The sequence below is a fragment of the Pseudomonas sp. P9_2 genome (assembly GCF_034008255.1).
Classification (GTDB): domain Bacteria; phylum Pseudomonadota; class Gammaproteobacteria; order Pseudomonadales; family Pseudomonadaceae; genus Aquipseudomonas; species Aquipseudomonas synxantha_A.
Genome location: NZ_CP125376.1, coordinates 3,883,697 through 3,905,989, shown reverse-complemented (window position 1 = coordinate 3,905,989; position 22,293 = coordinate 3,883,697). Strand labels below are relative to the sequence as shown.

Genomic DNA, 22,293 nt, shown 5'->3' with positions numbered 1-22,293 from the left:
GGGCATGACTCAGACATTGCACACCACGCTGCTGATTATCGGCGGCGGCCCTGGCGGCTATGTGGCGGCGATTCGCGCCGGCCAGCTGGGCATCCCCACCATACTGGTGGAAGGCCAGGCACTGGGCGGCACCTGCCTGAACATCGGCTGCATTCCCTCCAAGGCGCTGATCCATGTAGCCGAGCAGTTCCAGCAGACCGTGCATCACAGCCAGGGCTCACAACTGGGCATTGAAGTGGATGTGCCGACCCTGGACATCCGCAAAAGCGTGGAATGGAAAGACGGCATCGTCGATCGCCTGACCACGGGTGTCGCCGCGCTGCTGAAAAAACACAAGGTGCAGGTCGTTCACGGTTGGGCCAAGGTTATCGACGGCAAGACTGTCGAGGTGGGCGACCAGCGCATCCAGTGCGAACACCTGCTGCTGGCCACCGGCTCGAAAAGTGTCAACCTGCCGATGCTGCCGATTGGCGGGCCGATCATCTCGTCCACCGAAGCCTTGGCACCGACCCGCGTGCCCAAGCGCCTGATTGTGGTGGGCGGCGGTTATATCGGCCTGGAACTGGGTATCGCCTATCGCAAGCTCGGTGCCGAGGTCAGTGTGGTCGAGGCCCAGGAACATATCCTGCCCGCCTACGATGCCGAGCTGACCTTGCCGGTGGCCGAGTCCCTGAAGAAACTCGGGGTGAAGCTGTACCTGGAACACAGCGTCACTGGCTTTGCCGACAACAAGCTGCAAGTGCGTGCGCCCAATGGCGACACCTTGGCGCTGGACACCGACCAGGTACTGGTAGCCGTTGGGCGCAAACCCAACACCCAAGGCTGGAACCTCGAAGCGCTGAACCTGGACATGAACGGCGCGGCGATCAAGATCGACAGCCGTTGCCAGACCAGCATGCGCAATGTGTATGCCATCGGCGACCTCAGCGGCGAACCGATGCTGGCGCACCGGGCCATGGCCCAGGGCGAGATGGTGGCCGAACTGATCAGCGGCAAGACCCGCGAATTCAACCCGGCCGCGATTCCAGCGGTGTGCTTTACCGACCCGGAACTGGTAGTGGTCGGCAAGACCCCGGACGAGGCCAAGGCTGCCGGGTTGGACTGCATCGTGTCGAGCTTCCCGCTCGCCGCCAATGGCCGGGCCATGACGCTTGAGTCCAAGGCTGGCTTCGTGCGGGTGGTGGCGCGGCGTGACAATCATCTGATTGTCGGTTGGCAAGCCGTGGGGGCTGGGGTGTCCGAGCTGTCTACCGCGTTCGGCCTGAGCCTGGAAATGGGCTCGCGCCTTGAGGATGTGGCCGGCACTATTCACGCCCATCCGACCCTTGGCGAGGCGGTGCAGGAAGCGGCATTGCGGGCACTGGGCCACGCCTTGCATCTGTGAAACCGCGGTGACGCTATCGCAGGCAAGCCAGCTCCCACATTTGGAATGCAGTCAAATGTGGGAGCCGGGCTTGCCCGCGATGACGGTGGACCAGCCAATACAAAGGCTCAATGGTCCACCCACCCGCTCCCACACAAGCCAAGAATGCAGTATTGTTGCTCCCATCCAGTAAAAAATCCGACTTGACCAGAGATAGAGGGTGTCATGGGTAACGAAAGCATCAATTGGGACAAGCTGGGTTTTGACTACATCAAGACCGACAAGCGGTTTCTCCAGGTCTGGAAAAACGGCGAATGGCAGGAAGGCACCCTGACCGACGACAACGTGCTGCACATCAGCGAGGGCTCCACCGCCCTGCACTATGGCCAGCAATGCTTCGAGGGGCTGAAGGCCTATCGCTGCAAGGACGGTTCGATCAACCTGTTCCGCCCGGACCAGAACGCTGCACGTATGCAACGCAGCTGTGCCCGCCTGTTGATGCCGCATGTGTCGACCGAAGACTTCATCGACGCCTGCAAACAAGTGGTCAAGGCCAACGAGCGTTTCATCCCGCCGTATGGCAGTGGCGGCGCGCTGTACCTGCGCCCGTTCGTGATCGGCACCGGTGACAATATCGGCGTACGCTCTGCGCCGGAGTTCATCTTCTCGGTGTTCGCCATCCCGGTCGGGGCCTACTTCAAAGGCGGCCTGGTGCCACATAACTTCCAGATCTCCACCTTCGACCGCGCTGCGCCGCAAGGCACCGGTGCCGCCAAGGTCGGTGGCAACTACGCCGCCAGCCTGATGCCGGGCTCTGAAGCAAAGAAATCCGGCTTCGCCGACGCGATCTACCTGGACCCGATGACTCACTCGAAAATCGAAGAAGTCGGCTCGGCCAACTTCTTCGGGATCACCCACGACAACCAGTTCATCACGCCGAAGTCGCCTTCGGTGCTGCCAGGCATCACCCGCCTGTCGCTGATGGAACTGGCCCAGACCCGCCTGGGCCTGGACGTGGTCGAGGGCGAAGTGTTCATCGACAAACTGGACCAGTTCAAGGAAGCCGGCGCCTGCGGTACTGCTGCGGTGATTTCGCCGATCGGCGGCATCCAGCACAACGGCAAGATGCACGTGTTCCACAGCGAAACCGAAGTCGGCCCGGTTACCCAGAAGCTCTACAAAGAGCTGACCGGTGTGCAGACCGGTGACGTTGAAGCGCCAGCGGGTTGGATCGTCAAGGTCTAAGCCAGCGACACCGCAATACACTGTGGGAGGGGCAAGTCGAATCGTCGCACCGCCCCTCCCACATTTGATCTCCAGTATTTTCAGGACTGAGGAATATTCCCGGCAATCTTCTTGCCCATACTGATCCTCGGCTCCACCCCATACCCCAACGCCTCATAAAACCCCACCACGACGTCATTGCCGCCGGTGATCTGCAGGTTGATCTTCATGCAGCCCAAGGCCGTCAACGCCTGCTCGGCATGGCGCACCAGTGACGATCCCAAACCATGGCGACGATAGTCTTCATGCACCGCCACCGAGTACAACCAGCCACGATGGCCGTCATAGCCCGCGAGAATCGTACCAATCACGGCTTTCTTGTCGGTGGCCACGAAGAACAACCCATCGTTGACCGCCAGCTTCTTGTCAATCGCCAGGCTCGGCAGGTTATGCGCGGTGTCATAGCCAAACGCTTGCTGCCATAACTCAATCACTTGGGCGCGATGCTGCCGGTCGCGGTAGGGGCCGATGGGATGCCGTGACAGCAAGGTCTTTTCCATGACCAGCGTGCGCTCGTTGCCATGGTAGACATCGCGCACGGTGTGAAAACCCAGCTTGCTGTAGAACGGCTCGGCGGTCAGTGAGGACGGTACACTCAACACTGTCACCCCGGCTTCGCGGGCACGCAGTTCGATCTCGATCATCAACAAACGGCCGATACCCTGCCCTTGCAGCTCGGGATTGACGAAGACCGAACGCACCACGTTGGCATCAAGGGCAGCGGTGGCGACGATTGAATGGTCCTGGGTAGCCACCAGCACAATACGGCGGTTGAGCAGTTCCAGAACCGCATCGGGCGTGAAGTGAGTGGCGACGCGAGCAATCACATCTGCTGGATAATCCCGTGCATTGCTGCTGTGCAAGGCCGCCAGAATGACCTGGCTGATGCCCTGGGCATCGGCTGCTTGGGCGAGACGAACAACGGTCGACATGACTCCTCCTGGCTGGCGCGACTGTAATGAACACCCCACTGTGCATGTGGAAGGGAGCTTGATCCCGATAGCGGTGGGTCAGCTAAAGATAAGCTATACGCCTCGTTGATGCCCTGCATATCGATCATTTCCACATCCCGGACAACCCCCTGTTCGGCGCAGAACCCAGCATCTCCCGGGCTTTCTGGATACGGCCGATCAGCGAACCGCAACAGGTGCGGGCAATGCCATTGACGCTGAACCGTTCAACCAAGCACGCCCATACAATCGGCGTCACCGCCCGCCCCCTAAGCTTTTGACTTTCTTGAAAGCGCTGGAGAGTAGGCATGTACAGAAAAGTGAGGGCGGTAACCCTGGCCGTGACATTGCTGGCCGGGGCCATGGCGGGCAGCGCATGGGCGGCCACGCCGGTAGTGGCTGTGGCGCCGCAATACGACACCAGCCATGTGTATGTAGCACCCGCTGATGTAGAGGGTTTTGCCCAGAGTTTCCTGGCCACGTTCGGGGGCAAGAGCACGCCCCAGGTGGTGGTCAATGTGCTGCCGGTGCCGAGCAGCACCACTTCGCAACTGTTGCAGACCCCGGCCGGCACGGTGTCACTGTTCGGCTTCACCACGCCCATCCCCCATCCTTTCGGCCAGGAGCGCAATGGTTATCTGGTCAAGGACATGGACGTGGCCCTGAAGGCAGCTCGGGACAACGGCGCTGCGGTCATCGTCAGCGATTTTCCCGATCCCATCGGCCGCGATGCGGTGGTGCAGTGGCCGGGCGGCGTGAACATGCAGCTGTATTGGCATACCAAGACCCCCGATTACGCCGCCTTCCAGACGGTGCCGGAAAACCGCGTGTACCTCAGCGCCGATCGCGCCGATCGCTTTATCAAGGCGTTCCTTGGCTTCTCCCACGGCAAAGTGGTCGCCGATGACAAGCACGCACCTGCTGTGGAGGTGGGCCAGGCTGGCGGCACTTACCGACGCGTCGAAATCACGTCGCCCTTTGGGCGTATGGCGGTACTGGTGACCAACGGCCAACTGCCCTACCCCTTTGGCCATGAAACCACCGGCTATGAGGTAGCCGACCTGACGGCCACCCTGGCCAAAGCCACGGGCTCGGGCGCTACCGTACTGGTGCCGAGCTTCGCCAGCAAAGGCCGTCGCAGCGCATTGGTGCAATTCCCGGGCGGTTACGTCGCGGAAATTCACCAACTCATCGCGGCAAAATGATCCGTCGTACAGGCTGGGGCCTGGCCGTGCTGTGGCCGCTGGTGGTGGGCAGCGTACATGCCGACAATCAACCGACCCGCCCGGCCATCAAGGCCAATCGCTGGCAGGAAGACTGGTCTGTGTTCAAGGATCCGGCACTGCGCACGCAACCGTTGGACAACCTCAAGTACATCCCGCTGTCCGCCGCCAACCCGTTAACCTACCTGTCCCTGGGTGCGACGTTGCGCGAACGCTTCGAGATGAACGACGCCAGCGGCTTCGGCGTGCGCGATGTAGCGCGTGATCGCTACCTGATCCAGCGTTTTCAGGTGCACGCCGACTTGCACCTCAACGAACACTGGCGGCTGTTCACCCAGTTGGAAGATGTACGGGCCTATGACAAAACCACCATCGGCGGCGCCGACCAGAACCGCGTCGACCTGCGCCTGGCCTTTGCCGAATACGTGAAGACCTTTAGCGCCGGCACCTTTAAGGCTCGGGCGGGTCGCCAGGACTTTGCCTTCGATTTGCAGCGCTTTATTTCGTCGCGCGATGGCCCGAATGTGCGCCAGTCCTTCGACGCGCTGTGGGCCGACTGGGAAACGCCCCAGTGGCGTTTTATCGGGATCGCCAGCCAACCGGTGCAATACCAGGATGGCCGGCACTTTGACGACAAATCCAATCGTGACGCGCGCTTCCACATGCTGCGGGTCGAGCGGCTGGTGGGCGGCAGCAATGAGTTGTCGGCCTATTACGGCGTCTACGAGCGCCGTGCCGCCCATTACTTGGATGCCGACGGCAACGAGACCCGCCAGTTGCTCGACGTACGCCTGGGCGGCGCGGCCCGGGGCTTCGACTGGGATATCGAAGCCATGCTGCAAAAGGGGTCGGTGGGCAGCCAGGCGATCCGCGCCTGGGCCGGCGGCAGCCGTACCGGCTACACCTTCGACACGCTGGCCTGGACACCGCGCCTCGGCCTGCAAGTGGATGTCGCCTCCGGTGACCGCAAGCGCGGTGATGGCCGCGTCGGCACCTTCAACCCACTGTTCCCCAACGGCTACTACTTTTCCCTGGCCGGTTATACGGGCTACAGCAACCTGATCCACGTCAAGCCATCAATCACCGTCAAACCCATCGCCAAGCTGAGCGTGCAAACCGCTGTCGGCCTGTTGTGGCGGCAGACCACCGCGGACGCGGTTTATACCCAACCCAACCTCGCCGTCGCCGGAACGGCTGGCCAGGGTCAACGCTGGACCGGCGCCTATGGCCAAGTGCGCACCGACTACGCGTTTACCTCCAACCTCAGCGGTGCAATCGAGGCCGTGCACTACGCGGCTGGCCAGACCCTGCGTGATGCCGGTGGGCACGACAGCAACTACCTGGGCATGGAACTCAAGTTCAGTTGGTAACCTCAGGCGAGCACACCCATACAAGCCTGGGCTCAGGTTAACGGCAATAGTGATACGGTTTTTTCAGCGCTTTTTTAACTCAAGCAAGGAGATTCAGATGAGCACCTTCGTTGCCAAAGACGGTACCCAGATCTACTTCAAGGACTGGGGCAGCGGCAAGCCCGTGCTGTTCAGCCACGGCTGGCCGCTGGATGCCGACATGTGGGAATACCAGATGGAGTACCTGAGCAGCCGCGGCTTTCGCACTATCGCGTTCGACCGCCGTGGCTTTGGCCGCTCGGACCAACCCTGGACCGGTAACGACTACGACACCTTCGCTGACGATATCGCGCAGTTGATCGAACACCTGGACCTGAAGGACGTGACCCTGGTGGGCTTTTCCATGGGTGGCGGTGATGTGGCGCGCTACATCGCCCGCCATGGCAGCGCTCGTGTCGCCGGCCTGGTGTTGCTGGGTGCCGTGACGCCGATCTTCGGCCAGCAACCGGACTATCCCCAAGGCGTCCCCACCGAGGTGTTCGATGGCATCAAGGCCGGCCTGTTGAAGGATCGCGCCCAATTCATCAGCGATTTCAATACGCCGTTCTTCGGTATCAACAAGGGCCAGCAAGTCTCGGAGGGTGTGCTCAGCCAGACCCTGCAGATCGCCATGCTTGCCTCGCTCAAGTCGACTGTGGATTGCGTCAGCGCCTTCTCCGAAACCGACTTCCGCCCGGACATGGCCAAAATCGACGTGCCGACCCTGGTGATCCATGGCGACGGCGACCAGATCGTGCCGTTCGAAACCACCGGCAAGGTGGCTGCCGAAATGATCAACGGCGCGCAACTGAAGGTCTACAAGGATGCACCCCACGGGTTTGCCGCGACCCACACCCAGCAGCTCAATGAAGACCTGTTGGCGTTCCTCAGCCGCTGAACCGCTTGCAACCTCCTCTCCTTGTTTGGCCGGGTTCGCCCGGCTTTTTTTTGCTCAGGCGAAACGCGTCCGAAACCGCGCCAACGTACTTGCAGGCTTGTGCTGAAATCCCGCGGTTGTCGCCAGCGGTTGCATTGCCGAAAGAACCCGGCATGATCTTGCTGAACTGCCGACCCCGCGCTACGGTCCCAACCCATACGCTCATCGCTACAGGAACTTTTCCATGACGCTCCCCCAAGAAATGACCCTGATCGAAATCACCACGCCTGGCGGCCCCGAGGTCTTGCAGCCGCGTCGCGCCGACGTGCCAGTGGCCGGGCCAGGTGAAATTCTGATTCGCGTGCACGCCGCCGGGGTCAACCGCCCAGACGCGCTGCAACGCGCCGGCAAATACCCGATGAAACCCGGCATGAGCCCGATTCCCGGGCTGGAAGTGGCCGGTGAAGTGGTGGCGCTGGGCACTGGCGTGACTGAATACAGCCTGGGCGACAAGGTGTGTGCCCTGACCAATGGCGGTGGCTATGCGCAGTTTTGTGCGGTGCCGGCCAGCCAGGCGCTGCCGGTCCCGGCGGGCATGGACTGGATTCAGGCCGCCGCCGTGCCGGAAACCTTCTTCACGGTCTGGGCCAACCTGTTCGGCCTCGGCGGTGCCCATAAAGGCCAGCGCGCCTTGATCCACGGCGGCACCAGCGGCATCGGCACCACCGCATTGATGCTCTGCCAGGAGTTCGGTATCCAGGCATTCGCCACCGCCGGCAGCGCCGACAAATGTGCCGCGATTGCCAAGCTGGGCGCCGAACCGATCAACTACCGCGAACAGGAGTTTGCCGAGGTCATTGCCCAACAGACTGATGGCAAAGGCGTCGATGTGATTCTCGACATCATGGGTGCCTCGTACCTGAACAACAACCTCAAGGCCCTGGGCATGGACGGTCACCTGGTGATGCTCGGCTTCCTCGGTGGCGGCAAGGCTCATGACGTCGACCTGCTGACCATCCTCGCCAAACGCGCGGTGATCACCGGCTCCCTGCTGCGCGCCCGCACCCGCGAAGAAAAGGCCGCGATTGCCGAACAGCTACGCGAATACGTGTGGCCGGTGCTCAGCGCCGGGCGCTGCCTGCCGATCATCGACAAGGTCTACGCATACACCGACGCCGCCCAGGCCCATGCGCGAATGGAAGGTGGGGATCACATTGGCAAGATTGTGTTGCGGGTGGAGTGAGGCGCTTTCCTCAATCCTTGGCGACCGGCCAAGTTTGACGGTACTCGGCACAAATGTGGGAGGGGCGTGTGTCACTCCGGTTCGGCATATACCGGATAATCCACATACCCCGCCTGAGTCCCCCCATACAAGCCCTCTGCCTTCAACGCATTCAATGGCCAGCCATTGAAAATCCGCTGGGGCAGGTCTGGGTTGGCAATGAACGGCCGTCCGAAGGCGATCAGGTCCGCCAGCCCAGCCTCGACCAACCGTGCACCGCGCTCGGCGGTGTAGCGGCCGGCGTAGATGATCCTGCCGCTGAAGGTGCGGCGCACGGCCTGGCGGAATGTTTCAGGCAGGTCCGGCGCGTTATCCCAGTCGGCTTCGGCGATGGAAACATAGGCGATGCCCGACGCTTCCAGCACTTTGATCGCTTCGATATAGGTACGGTGCGGGTCTTCTTCCACCAGGCCAATGTAGACCCGATCCTGATCGGTGCCACTGAACAGCGGCGAAAAGCGCACGCCCAGGCGCTGCGGCCCCACCACCTTGCACACCGCCTCGACAATCTCGCGCAGCAAGCGCAGGCGATTGTCCAGCGAACCGCCGTACTCATCCTCACGGATGTTGGAGTGGGCCGAGATGAACTGGTTGACCAAATAGCCGTTGGCCGCATGGATTTCCACACCATCGAACCCGGCGTCCAGGGCATTGCGAGCAGCCTGGGCGTAGTGTCCGACCAACTCGTCGATTTCCAGCGGGCTCAACGCACGAGGCACGGGTGGCTGCACCAGCTCACCCACACCCGGACCGGTTTCAATAAAGGCTTTGGCTTGCAGCGCCGGCAGTGCAGACGGCCCCACCGGTGCAGCGCCGCCAGGTTGCAAGGCGTTATGGGACACCCGCCCCACGTGCCATAGCTGGGCAAAGATCACCCCACCCTCGGCATGTACCGCTGCGGTCACCTTGCGCCAACCCTCGATCTGCGCCGGTGTATGGATGCCCGGCGTCCATGCGTAGCCCTGGCCGCGCGGCTCGATCTGCGTACCCTCGCTGACCATGAAGCCGGCACTGGCACGCTGGCGGTAATATTCGGCCATCAGGTCGGTGGCGATATTGCCCGGCTGGGCGCTGCGCTGGCGTGTCAGCGGCGGCAGCACAACGCGATTGTTCAAGCGATGATGCCCCAGCTTTATCGGGGTGTTCAAAATGCAGTCAGGCATGGGGATATTCCAGATTCAGGACGAACGAAAACCCTGGCGACTCCTGGGAGTCGCCAGTGCGTACCTCGGTTTATTAACTTAAGCGCTGAGTGCCAGCAGTTCCACGGCCACTTCGTTGGAGCTGCCCGGGTTCTGCCCAGTGACCAGCAAGCCATCGACAATCACAAAGGATTGCCAATCGGCACCCTTCTCATACTTGCCGCCCAGTTTTTTGAATTCATCTTCAATCAGGAACGGCACAACATCGGTCAATTGCACCGCGGCTTCCTCCGAGTTGGAGAACCCGGTCACACGGCGGCCCTTGATCAACGGCTCACCGTTGACTGCCTTGACGTGGCGCAAGGCACCCGGTGCATGGCAGACAAATCCGATGGGTTTGCCGGCCCGTTCGAACGCCTCGATCAGCGCGATGGACACCGGCGACTCCGCCAGGTCCCACAGCGGGCCGTGGCCGCCAGGGTAGAACAGGGTGTCGAAGTCGGCGGCGTTGACCGTTTCCAGCTTCACCGTGCCAACCAGGGCCGACTGCGCAACCGGGTCTTTCCTGAAGCGCTCTGTCTGCTCGGTTTGCGCATCCGGCTCATCGCTCTTCGGGTCCAACGGCGGCTGGCCGCCAGCTGGGGAAGCCAGCACCACAACGGCGCCAGCGTCCTTGAACACGTAATAAGGGGCGGCAAACTCTTCGAGCCAGAAGCCGGTCTTGCGCCCGGTATCGCCAAGCTGGTCGTGAGAGGTCAGTACCATTAATACTTTCATTTTCCAGTGCCTCGATCGATGTGAGTAGCAGGGTTTTCAGGGCCGCCCAACAACTGTTGGGTCAGCAGCAGCGCCTCGCAGAACGGCGCAGTGGTACGGGTGATCTTGCCCATGACGCTGGTTCCCAGCCACAGCGCATACAAGCGCTTGGCAAGGCTGTGCGGGGCGTGCTCGAACCTGAGCGAGCCGTCTTCGACCCCGCGCTCCAGGGCCAGCGCGAGTAACTCGATGGTGCGCGAAGTACCGCGCTGCAACGCCAATCGCATGGGTTCTGACAGGTCGGAGACTTCAGCCCCCAACTTGACGGCCAGGCACTTGCCAGTATCGGTGCAGCCAGTGTGGTTGTCGATCCAGCCTTGCCAATAGCGCATCAACTTGGCGTGATGGGTTAAACCCGGCTGATCCAACAGCTGCTGCATGCCTTCGACGTACTGGTCGAAATAGGTATCGAGCAACACCACGCCAAACGCATCCTTGGAGTTGAAGTAGTGATAGAACGAGCCCTTGGGCACTTGTGCGGCGTGCAGGATTTCGTTCAAGCCCACCGCGGAAAATCCCTTGGCACCGACGATGGATTGCGCACGTTCAAGAATCGCTTGCCGTGCACTGCTGCTTGCGTTGCTCATGCTTGCCTCCGTGCGATTAGACCAGTCGTCTAGTTCGTTGGGGCCATGTTAGGCAGCGAGGCAACCACTCACAATGTCATATCCGCAAGGATTCCGGACATGCGCCAAAGTCGGTTGCCGTTTGCCTGGTACACGCCGACAATCCCCTCTCCCCTGCCCCTTGGAGAGATGCAATGCACAGCGTTGCGCTGATGGTTTACCCGAATTTCCAGTCGTTGAGCCTTAGCCTGGGCTCGGTGTTCGAGTGCGCCAACCTGCTGCGCGGTGAGCCGGCCTATGAGTTTCACCTGGTATCGGAAAGCGGCGGCGCGGTGATGACCTCCCAGGGCTTTTCAGTCAATACCAACGCCATCCGCCCAGAGGGTTATGACACTCTGATCGTCAGCGGCTATCTGGAGTTTCGCCTACCGGAGGCCAACCTGCTGGAACTGGTCAAGGCAGCGTCGGCACAGTCGCGCCGGGTGGCCTCCTTATGCATGGGCATCTTTGTGCTGGCAGAAGCGGGCCTGCTCGCCGGCAAACGCACCACCACCCACTGGATCCACGCGCCGGCGTTTCGCAAGCGCTACCCGGATATTCGCCTGGAAGAAGACAAGTTGTTCGTGGTGGACGGCCAGGTGTGGACCGGTGCCGGCATGAGCGCCGGGGTCGACCTGGCACTGGCGATGGTGGAGAACGACCTGGGCAGCGACCTTGCGCGCCGCATCGCACGCAAGCTGGTGATAGCCCAGCGCCGCGGCAGCGAGCAATCGCAATTGTCGACCTTGCTGGAACTGGACCCCAAATCCGACCGCGTGCAACTGGCCCTGGCCTATGCGCGTGAAAACCTCACCCATGATTTGTCAGTCGACGCCCTGGCCGACGTCGCCCGGCTCAGCCCGCGCCAGTTCAGCCGAGTGTTTCGCGAAGAAACCGGGCAAACCCCGGCCAAGGCCATCGAAGCCCTGCGGGTGGAAGCGGCCCGGGCCATGATGGAAACCAGCCGCCACCCGGTGGAAGTGGTCGCCCGCGAAACCGGGTTTGGTGATCGCGAGCGCATGCGCCAGGCGTTCCTCAGGGCATTCGGGCAGCCGCCCCAGGCGATGCAGCAGGTGCTGTTCAATCCAGGCTAGGCCCGTGTTGGAGGGGCTTGCCCCCGATTACCATAGGTACCTACACAACTTTGCATTCGCCAACCGTAACCACGATGCGAAGCGAGCCGCTCTTGATCTTGATCTTGATCTGCTTTTGATCTGAGGCGCCCCGTCAAACCACGCTGGCCGGAATTCGACAGGGATTTGGGGGGTAAACCGGCAGGGATGCCGGTTTAGCCGCCCCGCGCCATGGATGGCGCGTGGCGGCGGCCCCCCAAATCCATGGCGGATTACGGGCACACCGAGCCCAGGCGAGGTGCCGAGTGGTGGGGCAAGAGCGTTTTGCTTACTTTTGCGCTTTTCAAAAGTGAGCCGCTGTAAAAGCGGAACCAATAGCAGCCGTTACCCAAACAACGGATATGTACTCGGTCTGATCCAACATCCTGGTCGGCTGTCAGGCCGCCATCGAGAGCAAGCCCCCTCCCACATTTACCGCCCCCCCCATTCGAATCACGGGGCATCAGTGCAATGACGCCCGGGTAATCAGGTAGCTCACCAACTGCGGATCATCCTCCAGTTCCATCATCTGCACCGGACGCGGCAGGTTATCCAGCACGGTGCGCCAGAATGCCTGGGACACCTCATCCTGATCATAGAAACGCACCAGCCAATTGGCCGCGCCGCTGCACAGCACCTGGCTGGCGATGGCACGGCCGATACCCTTGCGGCGATAGCGCTTGAGAATGAACAGGTCGGCCAGCTCCAACGCGTCGATACCCGGCAGTTCGCTGCCTTCAATCAACAGGAAACCAGCGATATAGCCATCGACCAGCAACAGGTTGGCGCTCCACTGCGGGTCTTGCCAGTAGCGGGCCAAGTGTTCGTCATGGATATAGAAACGGCCATCGACTTCGACATCTTCCTGTTCCCAATCCGAAGACTCGTAGGCGTAGTACTGGTACAGATTGCGAATCAGCTCGGCGTCTTCAGGGCCGGTCTGGATCAATTCAACGGTGGTTTCAGGCATGGGGCTCTCGGTGGAAAAACGCAGGGCGCCATTGTTCACAAAAGTGCCTGCCACGCCAATGGCTTGTCGAATCCTTTCTATTGGCTGAACCGAATGCAAATAGCGGTTGCCCTGGCCAAATTCCTGAAACATTTAGAATAAACTTCGCCGGTTTCCACCTTTCGCTCAAGGACACGTATTGTGACCAATGTCTGTACCGCCGGCCTGGATGTGGGCTTTGCCTCCCTGGATTACCTGCAAATTTTCATCCTGGGGGTAATCCAGGGCATCACCGAATTGCTGCCGGTGTCGTCCACCGCCCATATGCGCGTGGTGCCCGCCCTGCTCGGCTGGCAAGACCCGGGCTCGGCGTTTTCGGCGGCCATGCAATTGGCCGCGCTGGCGGCAGTGGTCAGTTACTTCTGGCGGGATGTGCGCCAGGTCACCACCGGCAGTATCAGTGCGGTACGCCGGGGCGACTATAACGATCGGTGGTTCAAACTGGCGGTGGCGATCGTGCTGGCGACTATCCCGATTGGCATTGCCGGGTTGGCGCTGTCTTCGACCCTGAATGCATGCAACTCGCCATTGCGCGGGCTGATGGTGATCGGCATTTCCTGCGTGGTGATGGCGGTGTTGCTGGCACTGGCCGAAGTGCGCGCCCGCCATACCCGCGACGTAAGCCAAATGCGCTTGCGCGATGCGCTGATCGTGGGGGTGGCGCAGATCGGCGCGTTGATTCCTGGGGTGTCGCGTTCGGGCTCCACGCTGACCGCAGCGCTGTTCCTGAATTTCAAACGCGAAGAAGCGGCGCGGTTTTCTTTCCTGTTGGGCCTGCCGGCCATTGCCCTGGCGGGTTTGAAAGAACTGTGGGTGCTGCTGCGCGCCGACATGCCTGCCCACGCCTGGCCGCATTTGATCTTCGGCCTGGTGGTGGCGAGCATCTCGGCGTTCTTTGCGATCTGGGGCCTGATGAAGTTCCTGGAGCGCTTCTCCACCTGGCCGTTCGTCATCTACCGTGCGCTGCTGGGGATCTTCCTGATTGTGGCGGTCAGCAGCGGGTTGTTGAGTTAAGCCGTCGGTTCGCGGTCGGCCAGCGCTTCAAGCAGATCGGCCGAGGGCACGAAGAACAAACCACCGGTCACTGCCGTACTGAAGTCGAGCAAGCGGTCATAGTTGCCAACCGGGCGGCCAACGAACATGTTTTCCAGCATCTGCTCCAGCGGTTGCGGCGAGCGTGCGTAGCCGATGAAGTAGGTGCCGAACTCGCCGGCGCCGGGGCGGCCGAAGGGCATATTGTCGCGCAGGATCTTCACTTCCTCGCCGTTCTCGTCAGTGATGACGGTCAAGGCACTGTGAGAGTTGCTCGGCTTGGTTTCTTCGTCCAGTTCGATATCTGCCAGTTTGGTTCGCCCGATTACCTTCTCCTGGGCTTCTACCGTCAAGCCGTTCCAGGCGCTCATGTTGTGCAGGTATTTCTGCACCACTACGTAGCTGCCGCCCTCGAACTGAGGGTCTTCGTCACCGACCAGGGTGAATCTTTCGGCCTTGCGCCCTACCGGGTTTTCGGTGCCGTCGACAAAACCGATGATGCTGCGCATATCGAAATAGCGGAAACCCTGGACCTCATCCACCACCTTGACGCTATCGCCCAAGGCGGCCATCAATTGGGTCGCCAGCTCGAAACACAGGTCCATCTGCTCGGCGCGGATATGCAGGAGGATATCGCCCGGGGTCGACACCGCCTTGCGCCCTTCTACACCGAATTCGCGGAACGGATGCAGCGACGCAGGGCGTGGGGCGCCGAACAGCCGGTCCCACGCATCCGAGCCAAAGCCGCAGACGCAGGTCAGGTTGCCCGACGGCACGCGCTTGCCCACCGAACGCACAAGGCCGGCGATGTCGGCACACCAGCCACGCACGTTTTCAGCCGCGTCGGGGGCCAGGGTGGCGACCATGAAAATCGCGCTGCTGGTGATCGGGTGGCACACGGACTGCGGTTCGAGAGGTGGCTGGACAGGGCAGGTTTTCATCAGGCAGATCCATAGGCTAAGGTCGGTTTGAACCGACGCAGGTTAGCAGATCAGCCGTGACAACTGGCCCACACCTGGCGAATCAGCGCTTTCATCTTGAGCGCCTCGGCCCAGCGATCAGTGAGTTCTCGCCCCATTGCATCGGTGATCGCATAGGGTGGCGGGCCCAGTTCGCAGGTGAAGGGCAGGCTCTGGGGCGCGTCGGCACGGGTCAGCCAGTCGTCGATCCCATAGCGCCACCAGCCAGTAAAGCGCTCGACCCAAGGCTGGTGCTGAGGAAAATCCAGGCCAACCTGCACCTGTTCGCTGCTGGCGATGCGGCCATGAAAGCCCCAGCTATGACGCAGGATGGTGCGTATCTGTTCGTCGTCTTCCACACTGCCGGGCTCGGGCAACTCGCGGCCAACCACGTAGTGGGACAGGTCTGCGAGCAGTTTCAGGTCGGGCATTTGCGCCAGCAGGTCGAGGGTGAACAGCAGGTCGTTGGTCAGTCGATAACGGTGGGTTTCCAGCAGGATCGGGAAGTCCACCTGTTCGGCCAGGCGCTGCCAGCCTTCGATCAGCCTGGCCGCCTCAACCTGGGTACGCGGGCGCACATCGGCTTGCAGGGTCAGGTGGTGACAACCGTAGCGGCCGATCACTTCCAATGCCCTGGCCAGATCGTCCACCGATTGCGGGAACAGCTGACCTTCGATCTGCAAGCCCCTGGCCGTGGCAGCAGCATGCAAGCGCGAGACTGCGGCCAGCGTCCAGTAATGATCGGTGATGCCGTCGAAACCAGCGGCGGCGATGCGGTCCAGTTGCGCTTCGAGGCTGCCGGGCTCGGTTTGCATGGCCCACATCGATTGGAATACCAGAAGTTGGCGCATATCAGCCTCGCAACAGTGGTTTGAGGGACACATCGGCATCTGCCAGGCTGCCCGGGTCGAGCACAGTGCCCGCGGCAATCAGGCGCTCGCACAGCTTGATGTCCCTGGCCGCACCGTTGCCCGGCGCCCAGCCGCACGCGCCTTGCAACCGGGCATCGTCGTCGAGGTAAAACAGCAACAGGCCACCCCCAGGCAACGCACGGCTGACCGTGCGTGCAGTCATCATCCCGACAGTCTGCAAACCCCAGTGGTATTGGTCGGACCAGAAACCGGGGAGCGTCTCGAATGGCAGCGCTCGCCCCAGCAGGTTCAACGCGGCGTGCCGCCCCTGGGCCTCGGCGTTGCGCCAGGTTTCCTGGCGCTGAAAGACGCCAGCGAGGCGAAACTCGCAGACATCCCCCGCCGCGTAGATATCCGCCGCGCTGGTGCGCAATTGCGCGTCGACACGAATGCCCTGACCGACTTCCAGCCCTGCCGCCGCCGCCAGCTCGATATTGGGTTGCATGCCGATGCCGACCACCACCAGGTCACAGGGCAGCCGTTGCCCATCGACCAGTTGCACGGCGTCGGCGTGGATGCATTCCACGCCGACGTTCAAGCGCACGTCCACACCTTGATCACGATGCAACGCCAGCAGCGAGGCACTAATCGGCGCCGGCAACACCCGGCTCGCCAAGCGTGGCCCGGCTTCAAGCAGCGTGACCTCACACCCCAGCCCTCGTGCGGTGGCCGCCACCTCCAGGCCAATAAAGCCACCACCGACCACGACCAGGCGGGTGCCGGGACGCAACTTATCACGCAGAGCCAAGGCTTCATCGTGGGTACGCAGGTAAAGCACAGGGGCCTGCGCCTCGGGCAAGCGTCGCGCCCGGCCACCGGTAGCCAGCAACAAGCCGGTATAGGTCAACCATTGGCCGTCGGCCAGTTGCAGCCGGTGTTGCTGCGGGTCCAGGCGGCTCACCGGGTTACCGGCGATATGCTCGATGCCCAATGCCGCCAACTGTGCACTGTCGCACAGGCTGCATTCCGCCAGGTCCGTCGAGCCTTGCAGCACGCCTTTGGACAACGGTGGGCGTTCGTAGGGCAAGTGCGCTTCATCGCCGATCAGGATCAGGCGCCCGCTGTAACCTTCTTCACGCAAGGTCAGTGCCGCACGTCCACCGGCATGACCAGCGCCGACGATGATCAGGGCCTGGTTCATCATCCGGCCGTGACAGCGAGCAGTACCCGCCCCGCTTCGACCCGCACCGGGTAGGTCTTGAGGTTGACGCACACCGGCGCGCCCAGGGCTTGGCCGGAACGGTAATCGAAGCGCCCGTTGTGCTTTGGGCATTCAATCACGTGGTCCATCACCAGGCCGTCCGCCAGGTGGATTTTCTCGTGGGTGCACAGGCCGGCGGTGGCGAAGAATTCATCCTCGGCAGAGCGGAACACCGCGTAGGTGTGAATACCGTGGTCGAAGCGCAGCACGTCTTCTGCTTCTATTTCGCCCACGGCGCAGACGTCGATCCATTGATCGTTCATGCATTTATCTCCAATGACTGGCTTTTACTGTGTGGCGAGCAAGCTCCCTCGCCACGGGTCGGGCGTTGGACGAAATAGCTGGGGTCGCTGCGCTGGCGCCAAATAGTCGGAATGATTTCCTGGTAGGCCTCCCACAGATTGGCATACGGCGCTGGGCAGTCGCTGCGGATCTCTTCGTGCAGTTGACTGAGCGCGTGGTAAGGCACCATCGGGTACATGTGGTGTTCGAGGTGGTAGTTCATGTTCATGTAGATAAAGCGCAGCACCCGGTTCATGTAGATGGTGCGGCAGTTACTGCGATGGTCGAGCACATCTTCAGCCAGGCCCACATGCTGGCTGAGGCCGAACAGGTAGCCGAGCCAGGCACCATAGAGACTGGGCAGCCCCACCAGCATCAGCGGCAGCCAGCTGTGCAGGTACAACGCGGCGCCGATGATCAGCGCATAAATCCCAATCCATATACGTGCGGCACGCAATACCTTGGGCCATTCGGATTCAGGGATGAAGTCTTGCTCTTGGGCACTCATGCGCCCGAGCGCATGGCGGGCCACGCCGCTGAAGGTCTTCCAGGCCAGGGGCAGGTTGAACAGGCTGAGGGCCATCATCCACAGGCTCGGCGGGCGCGGCTCGACGATCTCCGGGTCGCGGCCGACGACGATGGTGTCGGTGTGATGACGGGCATGGCTCCAGCGCCACACGTGAGGTTCGAACAGGCACATGAAGCTCGCCACCTGGTACAGCCCGTCGTTCATCCAGCGGGTCTTGAACGCAGTGCCGTGCCCGGTTTCGTGCCAGCGCGGGTTGGACGCCGTGCCGTAGAGCACGCCATAGACGAGAAAAAACGGTACGCAGGCCCAGGAGCCCCAGAACCAATAGCCACCAAAGCCTGTGACCAACAGCGTCGAGACCCAGATAGCGGTGTCGAGCAAGGCCGGAGCGTCGCGGCGCTGCATCAGTTCTTTCATGCGTTTGCGCGAGATGGGCGACTGGTACCAGTTGGCCGAAACCAGGCCTTTTTCGGCGGCGCGGGCCGCTTCAGGGCCAGTGAGGCTGTAGTCGCGCCGAGCGCGGTAAGCGGTGTGTTCAGGCATTGTTATTGTTCTCCGCAAGCGTAGGGTTTCAGGTGCTTTGCGGAACCAACCATAGAGCGCAGCCAAATCACCCTCAAGGCCTTGAATCCATTCCCTATCAAGCTATCATCCAGGCCCAGCGGGGCTTGATAGTTTTCTATCAAGACGCTCAAGGGGCCTGCCAATGCACAACCATAAACGCCCAACCATCGCCACCGTCGCCGCCCACGCGGGGCTTAGCGTGGCCACCGTCGACCGGGTATTGAACGCCCGCGCCCCGGTCAACCCGGGCACGGCCGAACAGGTGTTCCAGGCCGCCGAAGCCGTGGGTTATTTCGCTGCACGACTGATCGGCCAGCGCATCCGCGAACGGCGCCCCACCTACCGTTTCGGCGTGCTGTTGCTGGGCACCGCCCAGGCCTTCTATGCCAACCTCGCCCAGTCCATCAGCGATGCCGCGCAGCATCACGCCACCGCCAACCTGAGCTGCCAGTTCGACTACATCAACGACCGTTCACCGAATGCCATCGTCGCGCAGATCGAGCAACTGGCGGTGCAGTGCGACGCCCTGGCGGTGGTCAGCTTCGCCCATCCGCTGATCAACGCCTGCCTGGCGCAGATCCGTGAAGCTGGCGTACCAGTGGTTGCGCTGCTGTCGGATATCCATGAACAGGCCCTCGAACCCTATGTGGGCCAGGACAACCACGTAGTCGGGCGCACCATGGGCTGGCTGCTGGCACACATCTGCGGCGCACGCAAAGGCAGCGTTGGCATTTTGCTTGGCGGCCATCGTTTTCTCGGGCACCAGGCACGGGTCAAGGGCTTGCACAGCTACCTGGCCGAACACGCGCCGGGCCTCAAGCCGTTGGAGCCGCTGATCAACCTGGATAACTGCGACATCACCGAGGAAGCCACCCTCGACCTGCTCGCCCGCCACACCGACCTGCGCGGCCTGTGCGTGGTGGGCGGCGGCGGTGACGGCGTGATCAACGCCCTGGCGCAACTGCCCAAGCGCCCGGCGCTGTGTTGCATTCTGCAGGAGTCGACCGAGCTGTCGCGCCAGGCGTTGAGCCGCGGCTTGATCGATGTAGTGATGGACTCGCAGCCGCGGCAGACGGCGGCGGCGTTGGTGCAACTGCTGGTGCAGTTGCTGAATGAAGAAGGCTTCGATCCGGTGCGGCATCGGGTGCATATACCACCGCAGATAGTGACCTCGGAAAATATGGGCACCTGAGACACAAAAAACACAATGTGAGAGGGACAGTGCGAAGATTCGACCTACCCCGATGGCGACGGCCCCGCCAAAAACTCAGAGGCTGACACACCGCTAGCGCAGCATGGATAACTACACAACTCTGTAGCAGCCCCCGGTAACCACGATGCGAAGCGAGCCGCTCTTGATCTGCTTTTGATCTCAGGCGCCCCGTTAAACCACGCTGGCCGGAATTCGACAGGGATTTGGGGGGTAAACCGGCAGGGATGCCGGTTTAGCCGCCCCGCGCCATGGATGGCGCGTGGCGGCGGCCCCCCAAATCCATGTCGGATTACGGGCACACCGAGCCTAAGCGAGGTGCCGAGTGGTGGGGCGAGGACCTTTTGCTTACTTTTGGGTCCTTCCAAAAGTGAGCCGCTGTAAGAGCGGAACCCTAAGTAGCCGTTACCGCAGGAATGGATATGTACTCGGTCTGATCCAACATCCTGGTCGGCTGTCAGGCCGCCATCGGGAGCAAGCCCCCTCCCCCATTTAATCTGCACACTGACAATCATTCACCGCCCGCGAAAATCCCCTGCACTCAAACCAAACCGCCCCATCTTGTTGTACAGCCCACCCCGCGACACGTTGAGTTGCCGAGCCGCCAGGCGGATATTGCCGCCCGTGTTTTTCAGCGCAGCGACGATGGCGTGCAGTTCATGGCTGCTCAGATCCTGCGCGGGCTGGGGCTGGTAAAAGCGCAGCGCTGCCCTTTGCTGAGTTTCCAGCGGCAAATCAGCCGGCTGGATCAACTCCCCCATCGCCAGGTTGGTCGCCCGTTCAATGGCGTTTTCCAATTCACGCACATTGCCCGGCCAGCCATGGGCTGACAGCAGCGCCAGCGCTTCCGGCGAGAAACCCTGCACCGCTTTACGCAACGAACGCGCACAGCGCTGCAGGAAATGCCGTGCCAACAGCGGGATATCCTCGCGGCGCATACGCAAGGGTGGCACCGTGAGGTTCAACACATTGAGGCGGTAGTAAAGATCCTCACGAAACGCGCCTTCGGCCACTGCCTGGCTCAAGTTGCGATGGGTAGCGGTGATGATGCGCACGTCCACGGGCCGCGAATTTTTCGCACCTACGCGGGTGATTTCGCCTTCCTGCAAGACCCGCAACAGGCTGACCTGGGCATCGAAGGACATGTCGCCAATTTCATCCAGGAAGATGGTGCCGCCATCGGCCAATTCAAACTTGCCCGCCGACCCACCTCGCGCCGAGCCGGTGAACGCGCCTTCGACATGGCCAAACAGTTCGCTCTGCACCAGGTCCCGGGGGATGGCACCGCAGTTGACCGCCACGAACGGGCCGTTGCAACGTTCGCTGGCATTATGAATGGCCTGGGCGAACAGCTCCTTGCCAGTGCCGCTTTCGCCGAGGATCAAGGTGGTGGCGTCACCGCGACTGGCAATGCGCCCCAGGTGCAGCGCGTCCTGGATCGCCCGCGAGGAGCCCTGGATGGTGTCGAAGGTATAGCGGGCCTGGGTGCCGACAATGCGTCGGGTGATTTCGCGGATGCGGCGGTTTTCGCGCACTGACACAATCACCCCACCCTGCTCCAGCGGGCATACCGAAACCAGGCACGCAAGCGGGCTGCGGTCGCGCAGCTCAAAGGTGCAGTCAAGGTCGCGCACCGGCTCACCCAGCGCGTCGCTCAACTCATTGCACCCCAGGCGCTGGAACGGACTGCCGAGCAGTTCCAGCCCCACCCCGAACAACTGCCGCGCATAGCGGTTGAGCGCCTTGATGCAGCCATGCTCATCCAGCACCACCAAGCCTTCGTTCAGCACTTCGAGCACCGCTTGTTGTTCTTCCAGCAACACCTGCAGCGCCATCTGCCGCGACACCGCTTCGGCTGCCGCCTGGACGGTACCCAGAGTATGGAAATGAAACCAGCCGGGCTCGGCGGTCAGCGTGAGCATCGCCAGTGTCTGGCCCTGAGCATCCTTGATCGGCGCAGCGGCGCAGTGCATGCGGCGCTGGCGCAGGGCGCCGGCGAAATTCTCCTCGGCCAATACGTACACCAGGCGATCTTCGGCCAGGGCCAGGCCGGTGCAGTTGGTGCCCTGTACCGATTCCAGCAGGCGACTCCCCACGGGGGTGATGTCCAGCCCGCAGAAATACAGGGTGGTGCCCTCGGCATCGGTAAGGTTGATATGGCCGCGTGGGTTATAGGCCAGCAGGCCGTGCATGACCTGCGCGGCAGCGGCGATCAGTGCGCGGTGATTGGCCAGGGTAGCCGCCAGCGTTTGGGCGGCAACGAAACGGTAGTGGCTGTCATCGGGATCGATACCCGCCTCGATACTGCGCCGCCAGGAATCCCAGATGACCTGGCGCACCCCGGCCGGGCGCTCGACCTGGCCAGACAGACACGCTCGCCAGCCCTGCTCCAATGCAGCGACGGGGCCGTCATTCAGCGCAGCAGGCCCCAGGGCCGTGAGGTAATCGAGGTCTTGCCCGCTAAACGTCAGGGTCATCGAGGTATCCATGTTCATGTTTTTGACATGTCAGTATAGGCATGTCATTTGAATGAACACATTTTGTTTAGTCTATT

General features: G+C 61.8%; 20 protein-coding genes. 9 read left to right on the top strand and 11 right to left on the bottom strand.

What is annotated here, in order from left to right; all coding sequences use genetic code 11:
- Positions 1–4 precede the first annotated feature (4 nt).
- Both lpdA and QMK52_RS17540 read left to right on the top strand, forming a co-directional pair.
- A complete protein-coding gene (lpdA, locus tag QMK52_RS17545; protein WP_320403150.1) occupies positions 5–1,384 on the top strand; it encodes a dihydrolipoyl dehydrogenase in 1,380 nt (459 codons plus the stop codon).
- Between the two features lie 204 nt (positions 1,385–1,588).
- Complete coding sequence (locus tag QMK52_RS17540) at positions 1,589–2,608, top strand: branched-chain amino acid aminotransferase (RefSeq protein WP_005789450.1); 1,020 nt, start codon at positions 1,589–1,591, stop codon at positions 2,606–2,608.
- An 80-nt stretch (positions 2,609–2,688) separates the two neighbouring features.
- Here QMK52_RS17540 and QMK52_RS17535 read toward each other — a convergent pair whose 3' ends face one another.
- On the bottom strand, positions 2,689–3,579 hold the full coding sequence (locus QMK52_RS17535) for a GNAT family acetyltransferase (protein ID WP_005789452.1): 891 nt from the start codon (positions 3,577–3,579) through the stop codon (positions 2,689–2,691).
- A gap of 326 nt (positions 3,580–3,905) precedes the next feature.
- On the opposite strand from QMK52_RS17535, the gene QMK52_RS17525 reads away from it, so the two are divergent.
- The 4 genes from QMK52_RS17525 (at position 3,906) to QMK52_RS17510 (ending at position 8,328) form a co-directional block, all read left to right on the top strand.
- Positions 3,906–4,802, top strand: a complete 897-nt coding sequence (locus QMK52_RS17525; protein ID WP_005789454.1) for a VOC family protein — start codon at positions 3,906–3,908, stop codon at positions 4,800–4,802.
- Positions 4,799–6,190, top strand: a complete 1,392-nt coding sequence (locus QMK52_RS17520) for an alginate export family protein (protein ID WP_320403149.1) — start codon at positions 4,799–4,801, stop codon at positions 6,188–6,190. The genes QMK52_RS17525 and QMK52_RS17520 overlap by 4 nt, the downstream gene beginning before the upstream one ends.
- Positions 6,191–6,287: 97 nt before the next feature.
- Positions 6,288–7,106 (top strand): alpha/beta fold hydrolase, encoded by an 819-nt coding sequence (locus QMK52_RS17515; RefSeq protein WP_005789458.1) that lies wholly within the window; start codon positions 6,288–6,290, stop codon positions 7,104–7,106.
- Between the two features lie 223 nt (positions 7,107–7,329).
- Positions 7,330–8,328 carry an NAD(P)H-quinone oxidoreductase gene (locus QMK52_RS17510; protein ID WP_194438655.1) on the top strand — a complete coding sequence of 333 codons (999 nt, stop codon included), beginning with the start codon at positions 7,330–7,332 and terminating at the stop codon, positions 8,326–8,328.
- A 71-nt stretch (positions 8,329–8,399) separates the two neighbouring features.
- Here QMK52_RS17510 and QMK52_RS17505 read toward each other — a convergent pair whose 3' ends face one another.
- From QMK52_RS17505 to QMK52_RS17495, 3 genes are all read right to left on the bottom strand, one after another.
- Positions 8,400–9,530, bottom strand: coding sequence for an alkene reductase (locus QMK52_RS17505; RefSeq protein ID WP_005789462.1), 1,131 nt, complete (start codon positions 9,528–9,530; stop codon positions 8,400–8,402).
- 78 nt (positions 9,531–9,608) lie between these two features.
- Positions 9,609–10,286: a type 1 glutamine amidotransferase domain-containing protein gene (locus QMK52_RS17500; protein ID WP_194438657.1), complete on the bottom strand. Its 678-nt coding sequence runs from the start codon at positions 10,284–10,286 to the stop codon at positions 9,609–9,611.
- Positions 10,283–10,912, bottom strand: coding sequence for a TetR/AcrR family transcriptional regulator (locus tag QMK52_RS17495; RefSeq protein WP_032880456.1), 630 nt, complete (start codon positions 10,910–10,912; stop codon positions 10,283–10,285). Before QMK52_RS17495 ends, QMK52_RS17500 begins: the two co-directional genes overlap by 4 nt.
- Positions 10,913–11,085: 173 nt before the next feature.
- Here QMK52_RS17495 and QMK52_RS17490 point away from each other — a divergent pair, with 173 nt between their 5' ends.
- Complete coding sequence (locus tag QMK52_RS17490) at positions 11,086–12,024, top strand: GlxA family transcriptional regulator (protein ID WP_194438659.1); 939 nt, start codon at positions 11,086–11,088, stop codon at positions 12,022–12,024.
- Positions 12,025–12,505: 481 nt separating this feature from the next.
- Here the strand turns inward: QMK52_RS17490 and QMK52_RS17485 are convergent, their stop codons facing one another.
- Positions 12,506–13,012, bottom strand: a complete 507-nt coding sequence (locus QMK52_RS17485) for a GNAT family N-acetyltransferase (protein ID WP_413817814.1) — start codon at positions 13,010–13,012, stop codon at positions 12,506–12,508.
- Between the two features lie 180 nt (positions 13,013–13,192).
- Here QMK52_RS17485 and QMK52_RS17480 point away from each other — a divergent pair, with 180 nt between their 5' ends.
- Positions 13,193–14,065, top strand: coding sequence for an undecaprenyl-diphosphate phosphatase (locus QMK52_RS17480; protein WP_005789472.1), 873 nt, complete (start codon positions 13,193–13,195; stop codon positions 14,063–14,065).
- Here QMK52_RS17480 and QMK52_RS17475 read toward each other — a convergent pair.
- From QMK52_RS17475 to QMK52_RS17455, 5 genes are read right to left on the bottom strand one after another with little or no spacing between them, the layout of a single operon-like run.
- Positions 14,062–15,024, bottom strand: coding sequence for a Dyp-type peroxidase (locus QMK52_RS17475; RefSeq protein ID WP_005789473.1), 963 nt, complete (start codon positions 15,022–15,024; stop codon positions 14,062–14,064). The two genes, QMK52_RS17480 and QMK52_RS17475, sit on opposite strands and share 4 nt — an antisense overlap.
- A gap of 50 nt (positions 15,025–15,074) precedes the next feature.
- The gene (locus QMK52_RS17470; protein WP_320403148.1) at positions 15,075–15,893 is read right to left on the bottom strand and encodes a sugar phosphate isomerase/epimerase; all 819 of its coding nucleotides are present in this window, start codon (positions 15,891–15,893) and stop codon (positions 15,075–15,077) included.
- Position 15,894: 1 nt separating this feature from the next.
- A complete protein-coding gene (locus QMK52_RS17465; protein WP_320403147.1) occupies positions 15,895–17,094 on the bottom strand; it encodes an NAD(P)/FAD-dependent oxidoreductase in 1,200 nt (399 codons plus the stop codon).
- Positions 17,094–17,417, bottom strand: a complete 324-nt coding sequence (locus QMK52_RS17460; RefSeq protein ID WP_005789479.1) for a MocE family 2Fe-2S type ferredoxin — start codon at positions 17,415–17,417, stop codon at positions 17,094–17,096. The genes QMK52_RS17465 and QMK52_RS17460 overlap by 1 nt, the downstream gene beginning before the upstream one ends.
- On the bottom strand, positions 17,414–18,508 hold the full coding sequence (locus QMK52_RS17455; RefSeq protein WP_005789481.1) for a fatty acid desaturase family protein: 1,095 nt from the start codon (positions 18,506–18,508) through the stop codon (positions 17,414–17,416). The genes QMK52_RS17460 and QMK52_RS17455 overlap by 4 nt, the downstream gene beginning before the upstream one ends.
- A 163-nt stretch (positions 18,509–18,671) precedes the next feature.
- Between QMK52_RS17455 and QMK52_RS17450 the strand changes: the two genes are divergently transcribed.
- Positions 18,672–19,721, top strand: a complete 1,050-nt coding sequence (locus QMK52_RS17450) for a LacI family DNA-binding transcriptional regulator (RefSeq protein ID WP_320403146.1) — start codon at positions 18,672–18,674, stop codon at positions 19,719–19,721.
- Between the two features lie 533 nt (positions 19,722–20,254).
- On the opposite strand, the gene QMK52_RS17445 is transcribed toward QMK52_RS17450, so the two are convergent.
- On the bottom strand, positions 20,255–22,216 hold the full coding sequence (locus tag QMK52_RS17445) for a sigma-54 interaction domain-containing protein (RefSeq protein ID WP_320403145.1): 1,962 nt from the start codon (positions 22,214–22,216) through the stop codon (positions 20,255–20,257).
- Between the last annotated feature and the right edge of the window lie 77 nt (positions 22,217–22,293).

Coding starts and splice junctions, on each gene's coding strand:
- lpdA (WP_320403150.1), top strand. CDS start 5: ATGACTCAGACATTGCACACCACGCTGCTGATTATCGGCGGCGGCCCT.
- QMK52_RS17540 (WP_005789450.1), top strand. CDS start 1,589: ATGGGTAACGAAAGCATCAATTGGGACAAGCTGGGTTTTGACTACATC.
- QMK52_RS17535 (WP_005789452.1), bottom strand. CDS start 3,579: ATGTCGACCGTTGTTCGTCTCGCCCAAGCAGCCGATGCCCAGGGCATC.
- QMK52_RS17525 (WP_005789454.1), top strand. CDS start 3,906: ATGTACAGAAAAGTGAGGGCGGTAACCCTGGCCGTGACATTGCTGGCC.
- QMK52_RS17520 (WP_320403149.1), top strand. CDS start 4,799: ATGATCCGTCGTACAGGCTGGGGCCTGGCCGTGCTGTGGCCGCTGGTG.
- QMK52_RS17515 (WP_005789458.1), top strand. CDS start 6,288: ATGAGCACCTTCGTTGCCAAAGACGGTACCCAGATCTACTTCAAGGAC.
- QMK52_RS17510 (WP_194438655.1), top strand. CDS start 7,330: ATGACGCTCCCCCAAGAAATGACCCTGATCGAAATCACCACGCCTGGC.
- QMK52_RS17505 (WP_005789462.1), bottom strand. CDS start 9,530: ATGCCTGACTGCATTTTGAACACCCCGATAAAGCTGGGGCATCATCGC.
- QMK52_RS17500 (WP_194438657.1), bottom strand. CDS start 10,286: ATGAAAGTATTAATGGTACTGACCTCTCACGACCAGCTTGGCGATACC.
- QMK52_RS17495 (WP_032880456.1), bottom strand. CDS start 10,912: ATGAGCAACGCAAGCAGCAGTGCACGGCAAGCGATTCTTGAACGTGCG.
- QMK52_RS17490 (WP_194438659.1), top strand. CDS start 11,086: ATGCACAGCGTTGCGCTGATGGTTTACCCGAATTTCCAGTCGTTGAGC.
- QMK52_RS17485 (WP_413817814.1), bottom strand. CDS start 13,012: ATGCCTGAAACCACCGTTGAATTGATCCAGACCGGCCCTGAAGACGCC.
- QMK52_RS17475 (WP_005789473.1), bottom strand. CDS start 15,024: ATGAAAACCTGCCCTGTCCAGCCACCTCTCGAACCGCAGTCCGTGTGC.
- QMK52_RS17470 (WP_320403148.1), bottom strand. CDS start 15,893: ATGCGCCAACTTCTGGTATTCCAATCGATGTGGGCCATGCAAACCGAG.
- QMK52_RS17465 (WP_320403147.1), bottom strand. CDS start 17,094: ATGAACCAGGCCCTGATCATCGTCGGCGCTGGTCATGCCGGTGGACGT.
- QMK52_RS17460 (WP_005789479.1), bottom strand. CDS start 17,417: ATGAACGATCAATGGATCGACGTCTGCGCCGTGGGCGAAATAGAAGCA.
- QMK52_RS17455 (WP_005789481.1), bottom strand. CDS start 18,508: ATGCCTGAACACACCGCTTACCGCGCTCGGCGCGACTACAGCCTCACT.
- QMK52_RS17450 (WP_320403146.1), top strand. CDS start 18,672: ATGCACAACCATAAACGCCCAACCATCGCCACCGTCGCCGCCCACGCG.
- QMK52_RS17445 (WP_320403145.1), bottom strand. CDS start 22,216: ATGACCCTGACGTTTAGCGGGCAAGACCTCGATTACCTCACGGCCCTG.